Here is a 16,429-nt window from a genome sequence, read left to right as displayed (position 1 = left end):
CAATAGTTTTTCAGCTACATGGTCTCCTTGGTTGTCTTTCATCCGGACTGAGGTCGCCGGCTGGACGCCGCTCAGTCCAGATCGCGGGTTCGCTTTCGCCATCGGCGGTCTCGCCCCTCCCAACGAGGGCAGCCTGAAGGGCAAGGCCACCACGTCCCTCGGCGCCTCTTTCATCAGCGAGGGCGCCATCCCGTTCGCCGCGGCCGACCCTTCCCCTACCTTCGGCGGGGAGACCCCATTCGCGTGATCCCGGCCTCCATGGCCGGCGGCGCGGTCACCGGGGCGCTCTCCATGGCCTTCGAGTGCACCCTGCGGGCCCCGCACGGCGGCATCTTCGTGATCCCGCTGATCGGCAATCCGCTGCTCTACCTGATCGCCATCGCGGCCGGTACGGCCACCACCGCCGCTCTGGTCGTCCTCCTCAAGGGCATGCGCAAGCAGGACGAGACCCCGCGGTCCGCGCAGGCGCCGACGGCCGAGACCGCCGACGCCGCGCCCGCGAAGGTCACCGTCGCCGCCTGAGCGGCCCGCTCACCTCACCCGCGCGCGGAGCTCCATGGCTCCGCGCGCGGCTGTTTCGGTCTCGTACACCTCGCACATGTGCCGCCCGTCCGGCGTGGCCGTGTGCTCGACCTCCCACAGGCTGTACTCGCTCCCGTCCAGCAGGACGAAGGAGTGCTCGTACAGGCTGAATCCGGCGTCCCGCCCGTCCGACAGGCACTGCCGGGTGCCGAACGCCTGCGTGATCTGGTGCGCGTACGCCGAGCGCAGCAGCAACGCCACCCCCTCGCCCGGCCGGTCCTCGTTCTCCGCGCGGCGCAGCACCCGGCGGGCGTGGTCAGCGGACTCCTCCACCGTGTACTCGCGGTGCCGCTGGGCCGGGGTCGGGTTCGCGAACAGCGCGCTCAGCACCGCGATGTCGCTCGCCGGCTCCTCCTCGGCCATCGCCTCCGTCAGGTCCCGCGCCACTTCCGAGGGCGTCTCACCGGACAGCCGGGCCACCGCGAGGCAGATCTCCGCCCTGCCGGCGAAGACCTCGTACCGTATGGAGCGGTCGTCCTCCCGGCGGTGCGCCAGCTCCCACAGGGCCACCGAGCCGCCGTCGGCCAGCAGGTAGGTGTGCCGGCGGGTCTCCCGCCACATTCCCGCCGCCGGATTGTGGCGGGTGGTGTAGAGCGAAGAACTGTGGGCGAGCGCCGTACCCAGGCGCTCGACCAAACGGTCCGGCAGGTCGAAGGAGTTGAGGGCGCGGCCCAGGAGTCGCTCGAGGTGCGCCTCGGTTGTCTCGTACGGATCGCTCAAGGTGGGTCTCCAGGCCGTCGCAGCTTGTCACTTCGCGGAAGCTCAACGTAGCCCCTGGGTCTGACATCACGTCCGGGGTTCGGTAAAACGTCCGGGAACCATCGGGGGTTCCCGCCACCCCTTCAGGTCAACCTCCTTGCACATGCGCATGGTTGGATCGGGTATCGGCCACAGGGGCGGGACGATGAGCCGTATGGCAACGAATACCGTGGGCGTGCCCCGCCAGCAAGGGCATGCGCGCAACCACGACGAAGCAAGGCCGCCCGCCGCCCCCCGCGCGCTCGGCTGGCTGCTGGTGCTCACCGGGGCCGCGGGAGTGCTGGCCGCCTGGGTCATCACCCTCGACAAGTTCCTGCTGCTGGAGGATCCGGACTTCAAGCCCGCCTGCAGTCTCAACCCCGTCGTCTCCTGCGGCAGCGTGATGCAGAGCGAGCAGGCGGCGGCCTTCGGCTTCCCGAACCCGATGCTGGGGCTGGTCGCCTACGGGGCGGTCGTGTGCGTCGGCGCGGGCCTGCTGGCCGGCGCCCGCCACCGCGGCTGGTTCTGGCTCGGCCTGAACGCCGGCATGGTCTTCGGCGTCGGATTCTGCTCCTGGCTCATGGCCCAGTCGCTGTACGAGATCAACGCGCTCTGCCTGTGGTGCTGCCTGACCTGGGTGGCCACCCTCGTGATGTTCTGGGCGGTCACCGCGTACACGGTCCGTACGGGGGTCCTCCCCGCGCCCGCACCCGTGCGGGGCTTCTTCGCCGAGTTCGGCTGGGCCCCGCCCGTCCTGCACACCGGTGTGATCGGGATGCTGATCCTGACCCGCTGGTGGGACTTCTGGACCGGCTGAGGGTCCCGGACGGCACGCGAGGGCCCCGGCGGCTGGAAGCTGCCGGGGCCCTCGTTCGTCGCTCCACGGGCGCAAGGTGCCCGGACGGTATGGGGGGGGCGGAGATCAGCTGCCGACGGAGCCGTTGCCCGACAGGACCGGGATGTTGTCCAGGATGTGCGAGAGCGGCTCGTCGCCCTTGGCCTGGGTGGAGTTCTCGGTGCACTGCTGGTTCTGCGGGTTGGACAGGACGTTGATGTCCTGGACACCGATGTTGAGCAGCGCGACCAGCGACTGGGCGTTGACCTTGGCCGGCAGGCCGATGCAGGGCTTGTTCAGGGTGCCCTGGACGACGCTGAGCTGCGGGCTCATCGCACCGGTCGTCTTCTGGTTGCCGTAGATCTGCTGGGCACCGTTTCCGTTGACGGTGTTGATCCCGTTGTCGTTGCCGATGGCCATGGCCGGGGACGCAACAGCAGCGCCCGCGCCGACGGCGGCGGCGGTGACCGCGGCAGCAGTCATGATCTTCTTGAGCATTGTGATCCTTTTGTCGCACGAGTGCCCGCTAGTGGAGCGCCCTGATCAACTGCCCGCAAGGAGGGTTGGTTCTGCTGCTTCACTCAAACGGCCTGCCGGCGGGCGGGTTTTCCCCGGGTGGGGTGAGCCGCCCCCGGACGCGTGCGCGAAGCCCGTACGCAGCCCGTAGCGGGGGTGGGGGGCTCCAAGATCCTGTTGCGTTCCGTAGAACGTGTTCGCACGGTGGGTAAGGAGGCGGATCGCTCGGGTCCGTTTTCGTGCGCGACCACCAGAAGGAACACTCATGCACCGCACCAAGGCCTCCCGCGTCCGCGTCCTCGTCCCGTCGGCCCTGGCGGTCGCCATATTCGCCGGCGCGGTCGCCCCCGCGGGCGCCGCGGAAGGCGCCGCCGAAGGTGCCGGCCGCGCCGCGTCCCGCGTGGCGGCCGCCCAGGAGCAGATCGACGAGAGGGTGGCGGCGGCGGGCCCCGTCGAAGACATCCTCGCGCAGGTCTCCAAGATCCTGGCGGACCTGACCAAGAGCCTGGGCACCCTGCTGCCGGGGGTCACGATCCCCGAGATCAAGCTGCCGACGCTCCCGGCCCTGCCCGCGATCCCGGAGATCCCCAAACTGCCGCTCCCGGGCATTCCGGAGATCCCCGAGATCCCCGAGATCCCCGAGATCCCCGAGATCCCCGATCTCCCGGTCGGGATCCCGGGGCTCCCGGTCGGGATCCCCGATCTCCCGGTCGGGATCCCGGGGCTCCCCGTCTCCGTTCCTGCGGCCCCACCCGCGGGAGCGGTACCGGGCGTACCGGCGGTGCCGGCCGCGCCGGCGGTCCCGCTCCTGCCGCCGGCGGACATGGTCCCCGAGATCCCGGACCTCCTTCCGTAGCGGACCCGGATCCGCACGTGGTGACGACCATTGGGCCGAACAGGTCTGATCGCGTGCGGAACCGTGTCGTCTGGGAGGGTGGAGCGTTTCGCTCGATGTGAGCCTCGGAATCGGGGCAGAACGTCGAAGAGAAGGTGCACTTCCCATGAACACTGCCAAGAAGGCCGCCCTGGTCCTGGCCACCGCTGGTCTCGCCGCGGCCGGTGCCGTCGGCTCCGCCGCCGCCGACTCGACGGCAGAGGGCGCGGCCGTGGGTTCCCCCGGTGTCCTCTCGGGCAACCTGGCCCAGGTCCCGGTCCACATCCCGATCAACGTCTGCGGCAACTCCGTCAACGTGATCGGCGCCCTGAACCCGGCGTTCGGCAACACCTGCGTCAACGACTGACGTCGGACGCACCAACCGACTGTGGGCGCCCCGGCCTTGCCGGTGGCGCCCACAGTCATGTCGGCAGGAGTACGGGGCGTTCCCGTCAGTTGGCGCCGCCGTTGAGCTTCACTCCGCCGAGCAGCGGGGACGCCTGCGTGGCCCCGTTCGCCAGCTTCATTACCTCGCCCGGCGCATCGTTGCGGACCTCGTTGACCTTCCGGACGGTGGTCACGACCTTCTGGACGCTCTCGCCCTGCTCGGCCAGTCCGTTGCCCACCGTCTGCGGGAGCGCCTCCGAGACGGGGTTCACGGCGCCCAGGGTCTCGGTGAGCCCGCTCGTCAGGCTCATGGGGACGGCCGGCGCCTCGGCGGCGAACGCGGGAGTGGCGGCGCCGAGGGCGGCGACGGAGCCGACGACGACAGCGGCGACCTTCGAGAGCTTCATTATCAAGTCCTTTTCCAAGAGGTGGCCAGCAGCGACCGTCGCGCCGCTTTCGTCCTGGCTAACGATTCCCCGCCGCTACGGAAACGCGGAACCGAACACGGCAACGGCCGGAGAATCCGACAAGGGATTCTCCGGCCGATATTTCTTCCGATTACCGGTATTGCCGTCAGGCGATACGGGACCTGCGGTACAGAATTGCGCCGCCCAGGACCAGGGCCGAGGCGAGAGCCGCCGCGGCGCCGGGCGATCCGGCGCCGGTCGCCGCGAGCTGCGGCGCGGTCGCCTGCGCGGGGGCCGGAACCGGCGCCGCTACGGGAGCGGGAGCCGGGGCCGGGGCGGACGGCGGAGCCGGGGTCAGGTGGACCGGAAGGTCACCGGCCGGGGCCGCCGGGGGCTGGTCGGCCGGCGCGGGAGCGGGCGCCGCCGGGTGCTCCACGAACTGGCTGCCGCGCGGCGGCATCGGAGCGGGAGCCTCTTCCACCACGGGCGCCGGGGCGGGGAGCGTGTGCGGCGCCTCCTCCGGTACGGGGGCGGGCCCCGGGGCCGGGAGCGGCTCGGGTGCCTCCTCGACCGGAGCCGGCACGGGCTCCGGGGCCGGAACCGGTGCCGGGAGGGGCTCCGGCGCGGGCGCCTCCTGTACGGGGGCTTCGTGTACGGGTACGGGCTGCGGCTCCGGCGCCGGGTGCTCCGCCTCGGGCTGCGGCTGCGGCTCGGGCTCCGGGGCCGGGGGCGCGTGGTGCGGAGCCGGGGCCGGGGCCGGAGGATGCTCGGCGTGCGGCTCGGGCTGGTGCTGCGGCCTCGGCTCGGGCTTCTCCGGAGCCGGGTGGTCGTCGCACTCCTCCTCGCCGGAGTCGCCGGACTCCCCGAAACCGCCGTGGTGCGGGGCTTCCCCGTAACCGCCGTCGCCGTGCTCCTCGTGCCGCTCCTCGCGTCCGGCGCGCTCCTCACGTTCGGCGTGCTCGTTGAGGTAGCGCTCGAACTCCTCCGCGTGCTCGGGGCTCAGGTAGCGCTCGTAGTCGTACCCGGCGTCGGCGTGGGAGCCGGTCGTGGTGGCGCAGTTGTTGCCCATCGCGGGGTTGAGGGCCGCTCCGGCGTCCGCGGTGTTGCCGCACACGTTCGGGGCGAAGGTGATCGGTGCCGAGACGCTGTTGCCGGCCAGCACACCCGGTGAATGCGAGGCCTCGGCCATGGCCCCGGGGTGCGCGTAGGCCGCGCCCGCCGCGATCGACAGCAGGCTCGACGCCGCGGCCGCGGTGAGCACCCCCTTGCCCAGTACCTGTCGGCTCAGTACCTGTCGCATGGGTCCTTCCCTGTCTACCGGCGCTGCGGCCGGTGCTGAATCGAAGGTGGCCTCGGAGTGCACCGCCGTGCACTCCGAGGCCACCCCGAGGAGGTCTGCCCTTGCGGGCAAGAGCGCTTCGTCAGGCGTTGACGCAGGTGTTGCCGAACGCGGGGTTCAGCAGCGCGATCACGTTGACGGTGTTGCCGCAGACGTTGACCGGGATGTGCACCGGGACCTGGAGCACGTTGCCGGACAGGACGCCGGGCGAGCCCACGGCCTTGCCCTCGGCCACAGAGTCGGCCATGGCGGGGGAGGCGGCACCGGCGGCCATCAGAATGCCGGCGGCCAGCACCACTGCCTTCTTGTACGTCATTTTTCTTCGATTCCTTCCCGCAGAGGTCTATCCGCTGCAGAAATAACAACGAGCGGGTCGGGGAAAAGAAACCGGGGATTTTTCCGGGCCGCTCACCAATTCACTCAGATGCTCGTGCCGCCTGAATTCCGGCCGGATTTCGCCGGGTCTTTTCCGGGGCCCGACATGCGGCGAGGCCGCCGCGACCCGAAGGTGCGGCGGCCTCGTTGGCGCGGTGTGCGGGCTGCTGTCAGCTGCCGGAGGAGACGTTGCCCGACAGGACCGGGATGTTGCTGAGGATGTGCGAGAGAGCCTCGTCGCCCTTGGCCTGGGTGGAGTTCTCGGTGCACTGCTGGTTCTGCGGGCTGGACAGGACCGGGATGTCCTGGACGCCGACGTTGACCAGGGCCAGGATGGACTGGACGTTGGCCTTGGCCGGCAGGGCGATGCAGGGCTTGTTGAAGGAGCCCTGGATGAGCGCCATCTGCGGGCTCATGTTGCCGTAGGTGGCCTGGTTGCCATAGATCTGCGACGCCCCGTTGCCGTTCACGGTGTTGATGCCGTTGTCGTTGCCGATGGCCATGGCCTGCGGGGCCATGGCGGCACCGAGTCCGACGAACGAGGCGGCAACCGCTGCGCCGGCCGCAAACTTCTTGATCATGATGGTCCCTTTTTTGCAGGATTGCCCGGTACTCAAGCACCCGGATCAACGGCCCAACCGCGGTTTGGGTTGCGAGTCTTCACTCGGATGCCGAAGTTTCGGGCCGCACGGTTGACGTCAGGCGTTGACGCAGGTGTTGCCGAATGTCGGGTTCAGCAGGGCGATCACGTTCACGGTGTTGCCGCAGACGTTCACCGGGACGTCGACGGGGACCTGGAGCAGGTTGCCGCTCAGGACGCCGGGGGACTCGCCCGTGAAGCCGTTCGCCGTCGCGCCGTCGCCGCCGTGCGCGGAGGCGAGGCCCGCGCCGCCCATCAGCATCGCGGCGCTCGCGACCGCCATGGTGGTGCCGCGCACCAGCCTCTTCTTCATCTCCGTTTTTCCTTTCGGTTCGAACGATCTCGCAAGCCCATAACGACCCGCCCGGTCCGAGGGTGCGTGCTATCGCCCAAAAGGCCGTACGGGCGAGTCCGGCGTGATTTCCGGCCTGAGTTCTGACAAAGTTCACTCCTGTTTTATCCCCTTGATCGAAATTAGGAGACAGGGTCATGGGTTCCTCCCGCAGAATCCTCGGCACGCTCGGTCTGCTGTCCTGCCTCGCACTTTCGGCGAACGTGCCCGTGGCGGGCGCCGCGCCCCCCGCCGGCAAGGAGGCGCCGCGAGTTCCCTTCACTCAGCGTTACCAGGCCGTGCAGCACGGCGGCCTGGTCCGGGCCTCGAACTCTTCGATCGGCTGCCGCAAGGAGGAGTCCTCGCAGGCCGAGCCGTGCGCCGCCGTCAACAAGGGCGCCGCAGGGGCCAACAGCGACTACGAGATGTTCTACGACGAGGTCGACAAGGACCCGGACACCTACAACTCCACCCGGGCCGAGCTCAAGGTCCCGCAGGCGGCGAAGGTCTCGTACGCCCGGCTGTACTGGGGCGGGAACCTGCGGGTCGGCGAGCAGAAGCCGCCGGAGGACAACGGTCGGGTGCTGGTCGCCGAGCCGGGCGGCGCGTACAAGGAAGTGCTGGCCGACACGGTGATCGGGCATCGCAGTGACGCTGCCGGTGACGCCTACCAGGCCTCCGCCGACGTGACGCCGCTGGTCCGCAAGGGCGGCGCCGGGATGTGGACGGTGGCACAGCTGAACATCGCCATGGGGCACTCGGACATGGGTGCCTGGGGCGGCTGGACGCTGGTGGTGGCCTACGAGCACCCGCAGGAGCCGGTGCGCCGGGTCTCGATCTGGGACGGCTTCGAAGGGCTGGCCGAGGGGGCCGGCGAGGCGGCGGGCGAGACGGTGGAGATCACCGGTCTGGACGCGGGGCCGGGGGCGTCGGGGCGGGCCGGGTTCGTCGCCTACGACGGGGACCGCGGGACGCTCGGGGACTCACTCACGGTGACCGCCGACAGTGGTCGCCGGATCAGTCTCAGTGACGGAGAAAATCCTTTTAATGATGTTATGAATTCCACGATCACGGAATTCGGGCATCACTCGTTCGTGCGACAGCCCGAACATTTGAATAATCTCGGATATGACGCGGACGTGTTCGATCTGAGCCCCGCCCTGTCCGGTGGCGCCCGCAGCCTGACCTTCGGGTTCACGGGCGAAAGTCAGGGTCAATTCCTCGGTGTGCTCTTCGTTCAGACAGACGCGCGCCGCTGAACGCAGGAGACCGCTCCACGTGTCGACACAGCCTTCCTCCCCCACGCCCTCGCCCTCCTCGCCGTCCGCCTCCCCGCCCGGCCGGCCGCCGGCCGTCCTCCACCTCGTGCAGCCCGTCGACGGCGGTGTCGCGCGCGTCGTCGTCGACCTCGTCCGGGCCCAATCCGCCGCCGGACTGCGGACCGTCGTCGGCTGCCCGCGCGGCGGACAGCTCGCCGAAGCCGCCCGCGCCGCCGGGGCCGAGGTGCTCACCTGGCGTGCCGGACGGGCCCCCGGACCGGGGCTCGCCGCCGAAGTGCTGGGCGCGCGCCGCCTGATCGGCCGCGTCCGGCCCGACATCCTGCACGCCCACAGCGCCAAGGCGGGGCTGGCCGGGCGGCTCGCCGTGCGCGGCGCCGTCCCGACCGTCTTCCAGCCCCACGCCTGGTCCTTCGACGCCGTCGGCGGGGCCACCGCCGCGCTCGCGCTGCGCTGGGAGCGCTTCGGGGCCCGTTGGGCCGACCGGGTGCTCTGCGTCAGCGAGGCCGAACGCCGGACCGGCGAGTCCGAGGGGATCGCCGCCCGTTGGTCGGTCATCCGCAACGGCGTCGACCTCGACCACTTCCGCCCCGGCGACCCGGACCCCGCCATGGACAAGGCCCGGGCGCGCGCCGAACTGTCGCTGCCCGCCGCCTTCCTGGGCGACGGGCCGCTCGCCGTCTGCGTAGGCCGGATCTGCCAGCAGAAGGGGCAGGACATCCTGCTGCGGGCCTGGCCGGAGCTGCTCGGAGCCGTCCCCGGCGCCCGCCTCGCGCTGGTCGGCGACGGCCCCGACACGGAACGGCTGCGTCGTACGGCCCCGGCCGCGGTGCACTTCGCCGGGGCCGCCCGCGACATCCGACCGTGGCTTCGGGCCGCCGATCTCGTTGTACTGCCGTCGCGTTGGGAAGGCATGGCGCTCGCCCCGCTCGAAGCCATGGCCTGTGGCCGCCCGGTCCTGGTCTCCGACGTCAGCGGTGCCAGGGAGAGCCTGCCGCCCGGCCAGGGACGGCTGTGCCTGGTGGAGCCGGAGGACCCGAGGGCGCTGGCCAAGGCCCTGGGACGGCTGCTCGCCGAGCCGCGGCTGCTCGCCCAACTCGGTGAGCAGGCCCAGCGGCACGCGCGGATGGACTTCGACGTGCGGCGGACCACGGACGCGGTCACCGGTCTGTACCACGAACTGCTGGGCAGGCCCCGGCCCTTGAACCAGGAGCGCATCAGCCGATGACGATGGACAGCGCACCCGCCCGGCACACCGGGCAGGGCGGCACGGGGCCCGCCGGCGGCAGTACCGCCGCCACCGGCACGAGTACCGGCACGAGTACCGGCACCGCCACTACCGGCACCACCGCCGTCCGCCGTTCCGTGACCGCCATCCACCCGCCGCGCGGGCCCAAGGCCCAGGCCCGCCCGGCCGCCCGGCCGCGCCGGGTCCGCCGCCGGGACGGGGTCGCCCCGCTGCTGACCGCGGACGCCCTGGCCGTCGTGGTGACGACCGCGGCCCTGCCCGGACTGGAGCCGGCGGGCCAGGTGGCCGCGCCCCTGGCCGTACTCCTGGCCGGGCTGCACGCGCAGGCCGGGCTGTACCGGCCGCGGCTCGCCCCCTCCGCGCTCCTCGAACTGCCCGCACTGGCCGGGCGGGGCGCGGTCCTGTGGTGCGGGACCGCCGCCGTCACGGCCGCCGTCGCCCCGCGTGAGGCCCTGAGCTGGGGCGTCCTGCTGAGCGCCGTCTGCCTGCAGGTCGTACTGGCCTGCGCGGGCCGCGGGTTCGTCAACCAGCTCCGCCGCCGCACCCGCGCCCGCCGGCCCGCCTCCGCCCTCGTCGTCGGACCCGGCGCCGGGGCGAGCGCGGTCGCCGCCGCCCTGCACGGGCGTCCCGAGTACGGGCTGCGCCCCGTCGGGCTCGCCGACACCGGGTCCGGCGCGGACGGGTCCGCGGGGGTACCCGTACTCGCCACCCACGAGGACATCCGGCGGGCCGTCATCCAGAACTCGGTCCGGCACGCGGTCTTCACCCGCCCGCCCGAGGCCGACGAGCGCACCGCCTCCCTGGTGCGGCTCTTCCACGACCACGGCTGCCGGCTGTGGCTCGCAGACCCGGCGGGCACCGCCAAGGTCACCGGCATGCGCGTCGCCGAGCCCGCCGACCAGCTGTGGGGCTACGCCGTCCAGCCGCTGCTGCCGCGCCCGGCCCGCCCGCTGGAGCGGTACGCGAAGCGCGCCATCGACTCCCTGCTGGCCTCGCTCGCGCTGCTCGCGGCCGCGCCGGTGATGGGCGCCTGCGCGCTCGCCGTACGCGTCTCCGACGGGCCGGGGGTGATCTTCCGCCAGGAGCGGGTCGGCCTGTACGGGCGCCCCTTCACCCTGCTGAAGTTCCGCACCCTGCGCGCCGACGCCCACGAGTCCGCCACCCGGTGGACGGTGGCCGGCGACTGCCGGATGAGCCCGATCGGCTCCTTCCTGCGCAAGTCCTCGCTGGACGAGCTGCCGCAGCTGTGGAACGTAGTACGGGGTGACATGAGCCTGGTCGGTCCGCGCCCCGAACGGCCCTTCTTCGTCGCCAAGTTCAGCAGCGTCCACCCGGGCTACGAGGCCCGCCACCGGATGCCGGTCGGCATCACCGGCCTCGCACAGATCAACGGCCTGCGCGGGGACACCTCCATCGAGGACCGGGCCCGCTTCGACAACCACTACATCGACACCTGGTCGCTGTGGCAGGACCTGTGGATCCTGGCCCGCACCGCGGCCTCCTTCTTCCGCTTCCGGCTGGGGGGCAGCTGAGCATGAGCCTTGCCGCACCGACGTCCTGGGCCCGCCCGGACACCGCCGATCTGCTGCGCCGGCACTGGCCGATGCTGCCGCTCGCCGCGACCGTACTGGCCCTCCTCGCCCCGCTGCCGGCGGGTGACGCGACCGCCTCCGGGAAGGTCGGCCCCGCCGACGCAGCCTCGCTGCTGCTCGTCTTCGTCTGCGGGATCCAGGCCCTTCGGGGCCGGGTGCGGACCCTGACCCCGCTGGCGGTGCTCGTCCTCGGCCTGCCCGCCGTCGGGCTCGCCGTCTCGACCGTGACCGCGGGGGACCCGTACGCGGCCCTGCCCGGCTTCGTGCGCTACCTCCAGGTCTTCGTGCTGGTACCGGCGGCGATCGTGCTGCTGGTGCGCGACGCCGGGGAGTTCCGGCTGGCCGCCGGCTGCTTCGTGGTGCTGGCGCTGGTCCAAGGCGCGGTGGGCGTGGTGCAGTTCGCCACCCACACGGGGGCCTCCTACCAGGGCGAGGACATCCGCGCCGTGGGCACCTTCGGACCCGGCGACGTCATGGGCATGGCCACGGTCGTCGCCTACGGGCTGGTCGTCGCGACGGCCGCGGCGCTCGCGCCGGGACTGCCGGCGCGGGTCCGGCGGGCCTCGGGCGCGGCGGCGCTGGTCCTGATGGTCCCGCTGGTGCTGTCCTTCAGCCGGGGCGCGTGGATCGCGACCTTCGGCGCCGCCGGGCTGGTGATGGCGCTGGCCGGGATCCGGCGGGCCCTGAAGGTGCTGGTCGCCCTGGCCGCCGTGGGAGTGGTGCTCGTGGGCGGGTTCGGCGTCGGCTCCGCGATGGTGGCGGAGCGGCTGACCTCGATCACGCAGGTCTCGGACGCCCCCGACCAGTCGGTGACCGACCGCTACACGATGTGGGCCGCCGCCGGGTCGATGTGGCGCGAGCGGCCCGCGGTGGGCGTGGGGCTCAAGGGCTTCCCGGCCAACCGGGACTCGCACTCCGGGCTGGCCCTGTCCTCGGGCAGCGACACCGCCGGCGCGGGACAGGCGTACATCCGCCAGCCGTTGCTGTCCCCGCACAACATGTACCTGCTGGTGCTCAGCGAGCAGGGGCTGATCGGGCTGATCGCGCTGGCGGGCGGCTGGCTGGCGCTGCTGGTGGCGGGCCTGCGCAGGTGCCTCGTCGGGGGCGCCGCGCTGCGCGACTGCGGACTGGTCGCGATCGGGCTGCTCGTCTGGCAGCTGACCGACTTCCTCTACGCGGACATCGGCGGCCCTTCCACCGTCCTGACCGGGGTGATCATCGGCCTGGCCGGCTGGTGGGCGCTGCCCTCCGGCGGCCGGCCGGGGCCGGCGGCCGGGGCTGCGGCCCCTGAGGGTGCGGCCGGCCGGTGACGGATACCACGCCCTGGCGGCGGCCCGCAGTCGCGGCGACCGAGGTCGCCGCGACTGCGGGCCGTCCGCCACACCCGGCCGACGGCTCCGCCGCCGCCCCCGCCGTGCCTGCCGCGACGTCCGGCTCCGCCGCCGGCCGGGCGGCCGGACCCGGCAGGGGCAAGGCGCCGGGCCGGCGCCCCCCGCGAGCGCCGTCGGACGGGAGCGCCCGCCTGGCGAGCGGCAGCGCCGGGAGCGGCCTCGCCAAGGCCGCCGCCGTGACCGCCGGGCTGACCGCCGCCGGGGCGGTCTTCGGGCTGGTCCGGGACCAGACCATCGCGCACCTCTTCGGCGCGGGCCACGACAGCGACGCCTTCCTCATCTCCTGGACCGTCCCCGAGATGGCCTCGACGCTGCTGATCGAGGACGCCATGGCGCTGCTGATGGTGCCCGCGTTCAGCCACGCACTGGCCCGCCGGGCCGCCAGCAGGGCCGGGCTCACCCGCAAGGAGGCCCGCGCGCAGGATCCCGTACGGCTGCTGGTGGGGGCGACGCTGCCCCGGCTCGCGGTGTTCCTGGCCGCCGTCGCGTCCGTGCTCATCGTCGCCGCGCCGCTCGTCGTGGGCGTGCTCGCGCCCGGGCTGCCCGACCCCGGACTCGCCGTCGAATGCACCCGGCTGACCGCACTGACCGTGCTGTCCTTCGGGATCGCCGGCTACTTCAGCGCCGCGCTCAGAGCGCACCGCTCCTTCGTGCCGCCCGCCGCCATCTACGTCTCGTACAACGTGGGCATCATCGGGACCATGGTGGCCCTGCACGCCCTGTGGGGGGTGCGGGCCGCCGCCGCCGGGGTCGCCATCGGCGGAGTGCTGATGGCTCTGGTCCAACTGCCCGCCTTCATCCGCAACGTGGGCTTCGGCCCGACCCGCGCCAAGGGCGCCCCGCGCAGCCAGCGGGACCGGGACCGGCCGACGCTGATCGCCTTCGGGGTCATCGCGCCGGTCATCTTCTTCGCGGTCTTCCGCCAGTCGCAGGTCCTGGTCGAGCGGTTCCTCGCCGCATCCCTGCCTCCCGGCGCCATCTCGCACCTCAACTACGCGCAAAAAGTCGCCCAGATGCCGATGGTGCTGTCCCTGATGATCTGCACCGTCACCTTCCCCGTCGTCGCCCAGGCCATGGCCGGCGGCGAACGGGAGAAGGCCCGGCGGCGCGTCGAACAGGACCTCGCGCTCGCTTCCCTCGCCGTCCTCATGGGCACCGCACTCGTCATCGGGTACGCGCCCCAGATCATCCAAGTGCTCTTCGAACGCGGGGCGTTCACCCACCAGGACACCGAGGCCACCGCCTCCGTCATGCGGGTCTACGGCCTCGGCCTGCTCGGCCACTGCCTCGTCGGGGCGCTGTCCCGGCCCTTCTTCTCGACCGCCCGGCCCATCTGGTTCCCGGCGCTCGCGATGGGCGCCGGGCTCCTCGTCAACATCGTGGCCGGAGCCTTCGCCGTCGGCTGGTGGGGCACCTACGGGATCGCCGCGGCCAACGCCGCCGGCATCTCCACCACCGCCGGGCTGCTGCTCACCGGACTCGGCTCGCGGATCATCGCCATCCAGGTCCGGCGGGTCGCCGTCAGCATCGGCCGGCTCTCGGTCGCAGCCGTCGCTGCCTGCGCCACCGGCTGGATCGCCGGGCCGATGATCCCCGACCCGACGGTCAGCGCCGCACTCGGCTGCCTGCTCGTCCCGGCCATGTTCGGGGCAACCGGCATGGCCATACGGGCACTGGAGATCACCGCCCTGCCCGCCCAGATCGCCCAGCTCACCGCTCACCTCACCTCCCAGCTCACCCAGAGGTTCCGCAATGCCCGCTGACACCGACACGGCTCCCCCCGCCGCGGTGCTCCCCGCCCGCCGCACCACATCGCCGTGGGTCCTGATGTACCACTCCGTCGCCGAGTTCACCGATCCCGCCGAGGACCCGTACGGCATCACCGTCACCCCGAACGCGCTGGAGGCCCAGCTGCTGTGGCTGCGCTCCCGGCGCCTGCGCGGGGTGTCCGTCGGCGAGCTGCTGCGGGCCCGCGCCGCCGGGCAGGGCGCCGGGCTGGTCGGCCTGACCTTCGACGACGGGTACGCCGACTTCCTGACCCGCGCCCTGCCGCTGCTGCGCCGCTACGACTGCACCGCCACGCTCTTCGTGCTCCCCGGGCGGCTCGGCGTCGACAACGTCTGGGACCCGCTCGGCCCCCGCAAGGCCCTGCTCACCGCCGAGGGGATCCGCGAAGTCGCCGCCGCCGGCCAGGAGATCGGCTCGCACGGGCTGCTCCACCAGGACCTCACCGCGGCCCCCGACGACGTACTGCAGCAGGAGCTGCGGGGCAGCCGCGAGCTGATCCGGGAGCTGACCGGGTCGCTGCCCGCCGGGTTCTGCTACCCGTACGGGCACCTCGACGCCCGGGTCGTCGCCGCGACCCGGGACGCCGGGTACGGCTACGCCTGCGCCATCGACCCCGGGCACCTCGCCGGGCCGCACGCGATGCCCCGTACGCACATCAGCCAGGCCGACGGCGGGCCGCGACTGCGGATCAAGCAGCTGCGCCACCAGGTGCGGGAGCTGCGACGGGTGGTGCACTTGTGAGCGCGGACAAGGTGCTGCACATCATCACGGGCCTGGGCGTCGGCGGCGCCGAGCAGCAACTGCGACTGCTGCTACGGCACATGCCGATGCGGTGCGACGTGCTGACGCTGACCAACCCCGGGCCGGTGGCCGAGGGGCTGCGGGCGGACGGGGTCCGGGTCGTGCACCTCGGGATGCGCGGCAACCGGGACCTGGGTGCGCTGCCGAGGATGGTCAAGTTCATCCGGCGCGGCCGGTACGACCTGGTCCACACGCACCTGTACCGGGCCTGCGTGTACGGGCGCATCGCGGCCCGGATGGCGGGCGTGGGCGTGAGCGTGGCCACCGAACACTCCCTGGGAAACGGCGAGATCGAGGGCCGGCCGCTGTCCGGCGGAGTACGGGCGCTGTACCTGGCGAGCGAGCGGCTCGGCGCGGCGACGGTGGCGGTCTCGGACACGGTGGCGGCCCGGCTGGAGGCCTGGGGGGTGCCGGCCGGGCGGGTGCACGTGGTGCCGAACGGGATCGAAGCCGTGCGGTTCCGCTTCGACGAAGGCGTACGGCGGGTCACGCGGGCCCGGACCGGGCTGCCGGAGCGGGCCTTCGTGGTCGGCGGCGTCGGGCGGCTCGTACCGGGCAAGCGGTTCGACGCGCTGGTCCGGGCGGTGGCGGCCCTGCCCGGGGCGCACCTGCTGCTGGCCGGGGACGGCCCCGAGCGGGCGTCGCTGCGGCTGCTCGCCGCGGAGCTGGGGGCGCAGAGCCGGATCCACCTGCTGGGCGAGCGGGACTCGCTGGGCGACAGCACGGACGGCCGGACGCCCGGGATCCCGGCGCTGCTCGCCGCTATGGACGTCTTCGTGTCCCCGTCGCGAGAGGAGGCCTTCGGGCTGGCGGTGGTCGAGGCCCTCGCCGCCGGGCTGCCGGTGCTGCACGTGACGTGCCCGGCGATCGACGACCTGCCGGCGGCGCAGGCGCCGGGGGCGCGGCGGATCGGCACGGGCACGGAGGAACTGGTCGCCGCGCTGCGGGGGCACATGGAGGCGGGCGCCCGCCGGCTGCCGCCGCCCTCGGTGGTGCGGCGCTACGACATCGCGCGGAGCGCGGCGCAGCTGCGTGCCGTCTACGACCTGGCGATGACCACTTCGTCGGCCCGGGACCGCAGGGCGGGGGCGGTGCCGGACGCCGCGGCGCCGTTGCCGGGGGCCGGCCCCCGGACACCCGCGCCCCCGACTCCCCCGGCCACCGCCGGGAAGGGCCCCCGGGCGGGGCTGGACGCGGGCCCCGAGGCCTTCCCGGCTGCCGCCGGACGGGAGCCCGAAGGGGCCGCGCCGGCGACGAGCGCCGCGGGTCGGGCCGGCGACGGCCCGCCGGACGGCGAGACCGGCTGA

The 16,429-nt window shown here is 72.9% G+C and carries 17 protein-coding genes and 1 pseudogene; 11 read left to right on the top strand and 7 right to left on the bottom strand.

The window, feature by feature from the left end; genetic code table 11:
* Positions 1 to 88 precede the first annotated feature (88 nt).
* Positions 89 to 522: pseudogene (locus J7F03_RS37615) on the top strand (PTS lactose transporter subunit IIC); the annotation flags it as partial.
* A 9-nt stretch (positions 523 to 531) separates the two neighbouring features.
* Here J7F03_RS37615 and J7F03_RS37610 read toward each other — a convergent pair.
* Positions 532 to 1,302, bottom strand: coding sequence for a DUF6227 family protein (locus tag J7F03_RS37610; RefSeq protein WP_214957597.1), 771 nt, complete (start codon positions 1,300 to 1,302; stop codon positions 532 to 534).
* A gap of 193 nt (positions 1,303 to 1,495) precedes the next feature.
* Here J7F03_RS37610 and J7F03_RS37605 point away from each other — a divergent pair, with 193 nt between their 5' ends.
* Positions 1,496 to 2,137, top strand: coding sequence for a vitamin K epoxide reductase family protein (locus J7F03_RS37605; RefSeq protein ID WP_214957594.1), 642 nt, complete (start codon positions 1,496 to 1,498; stop codon positions 2,135 to 2,137).
* A gap of 105 nt (positions 2,138 to 2,242) precedes the next feature.
* Here J7F03_RS37605 and J7F03_RS37600 read toward each other — a convergent pair whose 3' ends face one another.
* Positions 2,243 to 2,653 carry a rodlin gene (locus J7F03_RS37600; protein WP_214957592.1) on the bottom strand — a complete coding sequence of 137 codons (411 nt, stop codon included), beginning with the start codon at positions 2,651 to 2,653 and terminating at the stop codon, positions 2,243 to 2,245.
* Positions 2,654 to 2,936: 283 nt separating this feature from the next.
* On the opposite strand from J7F03_RS37600, the gene J7F03_RS37595 reads away from it, so the two are divergent.
* Positions 2,937 to 3,527 carry a hypothetical protein gene (locus tag J7F03_RS37595; RefSeq protein ID WP_214957590.1) on the top strand — a complete coding sequence of 197 codons (591 nt, stop codon included), beginning with the start codon at positions 2,937 to 2,939 and terminating at the stop codon, positions 3,525 to 3,527.
* A 145-nt stretch (positions 3,528 to 3,672) separates the two neighbouring features.
* On the top strand, positions 3,673 to 3,912 hold the full coding sequence (locus J7F03_RS37590; RefSeq protein ID WP_214957588.1) for a chaplin: 240 nt from the start codon (positions 3,673 to 3,675) through the stop codon (positions 3,910 to 3,912).
* An 85-nt stretch (positions 3,913 to 3,997) separates the two neighbouring features.
* On the opposite strand, the gene J7F03_RS37585 is transcribed toward J7F03_RS37590, so the two are convergent.
* The 5 genes from J7F03_RS37585 to J7F03_RS37565 form a co-directional block, all read right to left on the bottom strand.
* The gene (locus J7F03_RS37585) at positions 3,998 to 4,339 is read right to left on the bottom strand and encodes a hypothetical protein (RefSeq protein ID WP_214957585.1); all 342 of its coding nucleotides are present in this window, start codon (positions 4,337 to 4,339) and stop codon (positions 3,998 to 4,000) included.
* 166 nt (positions 4,340 to 4,505) lie between these two features.
* Entirely contained in the window at positions 4,506 to 5,639 is a 1,134-nt protein-coding gene (locus tag J7F03_RS37580; RefSeq protein ID WP_214957583.1) for a chaplin family protein, read from the bottom strand.
* 121 nt (positions 5,640 to 5,760) lie between these two features.
* On the bottom strand, positions 5,761 to 5,994 hold the full coding sequence (locus J7F03_RS37575) for a chaplin (protein WP_214957580.1): 234 nt from the start codon (positions 5,992 to 5,994) through the stop codon (positions 5,761 to 5,763).
* Positions 5,995 to 6,223: 229 nt separating this feature from the next.
* Positions 6,224 to 6,634: a rodlin gene (locus J7F03_RS37570; RefSeq protein ID WP_214957578.1), complete on the bottom strand. Its 411-nt coding sequence runs from the start codon at positions 6,632 to 6,634 to the stop codon at positions 6,224 to 6,226.
* A 117-nt stretch (positions 6,635 to 6,751) separates the two neighbouring features.
* Positions 6,752 to 7,006 carry a chaplin gene (locus J7F03_RS37565; protein WP_214957576.1) on the bottom strand — a complete coding sequence of 85 codons (255 nt, stop codon included), beginning with the start codon at positions 7,004 to 7,006 and terminating at the stop codon, positions 6,752 to 6,754.
* A 176-nt stretch (positions 7,007 to 7,182) separates the two neighbouring features.
* On the opposite strand from J7F03_RS37565, the gene J7F03_RS37560 reads away from it, so the two are divergent.
* The 7 genes from J7F03_RS37560 to J7F03_RS37530 are packed head-to-tail and all read left to right on the top strand — an operon-like array spanning position 7,183 to position 16,429.
* Positions 7,183 to 8,283 carry a DUF3344 domain-containing protein gene (locus tag J7F03_RS37560; protein ID WP_251073079.1) on the top strand — a complete coding sequence of 367 codons (1,101 nt, stop codon included), beginning with the start codon at positions 7,183 to 7,185 and terminating at the stop codon, positions 8,281 to 8,283.
* A 19-nt stretch (positions 8,284 to 8,302) separates the two neighbouring features.
* On the top strand, positions 8,303 to 9,529 hold the full coding sequence (locus tag J7F03_RS37555; RefSeq protein WP_308380125.1) for a glycosyltransferase: 1,227 nt from the start codon (positions 8,303 to 8,305) through the stop codon (positions 9,527 to 9,529).
* 2 nt (positions 9,530 to 9,531) lie between these two features.
* Positions 9,532 to 11,082: an exopolysaccharide biosynthesis polyprenyl glycosylphosphotransferase gene (locus J7F03_RS37550; protein ID WP_251073086.1), complete on the top strand. Its 1,551-nt coding sequence runs from the start codon at positions 9,532 to 9,534 to the stop codon at positions 11,080 to 11,082.
* Positions 11,083 to 11,084: 2 nt separating this feature from the next.
* Complete coding sequence (locus J7F03_RS37545) at positions 11,085 to 12,452, top strand: O-antigen ligase (RefSeq protein ID WP_251073078.1); 1,368 nt, start codon at positions 11,085 to 11,087, stop codon at positions 12,450 to 12,452.
* Complete coding sequence (murJ, locus tag J7F03_RS37540; RefSeq protein ID WP_308380124.1) at positions 12,449 to 14,296, top strand: lipid II flippase MurJ; 1,848 nt, start codon at positions 12,449 to 12,451, stop codon at positions 14,294 to 14,296. Before J7F03_RS37545 ends, murJ begins: the two co-directional genes overlap by 4 nt.
* On the top strand, positions 14,286 to 15,062 hold the full coding sequence (locus J7F03_RS37535) for a polysaccharide deacetylase family protein (protein WP_214957572.1): 777 nt from the start codon (positions 14,286 to 14,288) through the stop codon (positions 15,060 to 15,062). The genes murJ and J7F03_RS37535 overlap by 11 nt, the downstream gene beginning before the upstream one ends.
* Complete coding sequence (locus J7F03_RS37530) at positions 15,059 to 16,429, top strand: glycosyltransferase (RefSeq protein ID WP_308380122.1); 1,371 nt, start codon at positions 15,059 to 15,061, stop codon at positions 16,427 to 16,429. The genes J7F03_RS37535 and J7F03_RS37530 overlap by 4 nt, the downstream gene beginning before the upstream one ends.

Origin of the sequence: Streptomyces sp. ISL-43, from assembly GCF_018614195.1 — a bacterium.
Classification (GTDB): domain Bacteria; phylum Actinomycetota; class Actinomycetes; order Streptomycetales; family Streptomycetaceae; genus Streptomyces.
The sequence above is the reverse complement of the archived record's forward strand: the minus strand, read 5'-3'. Positions and strand labels throughout refer to the sequence as shown.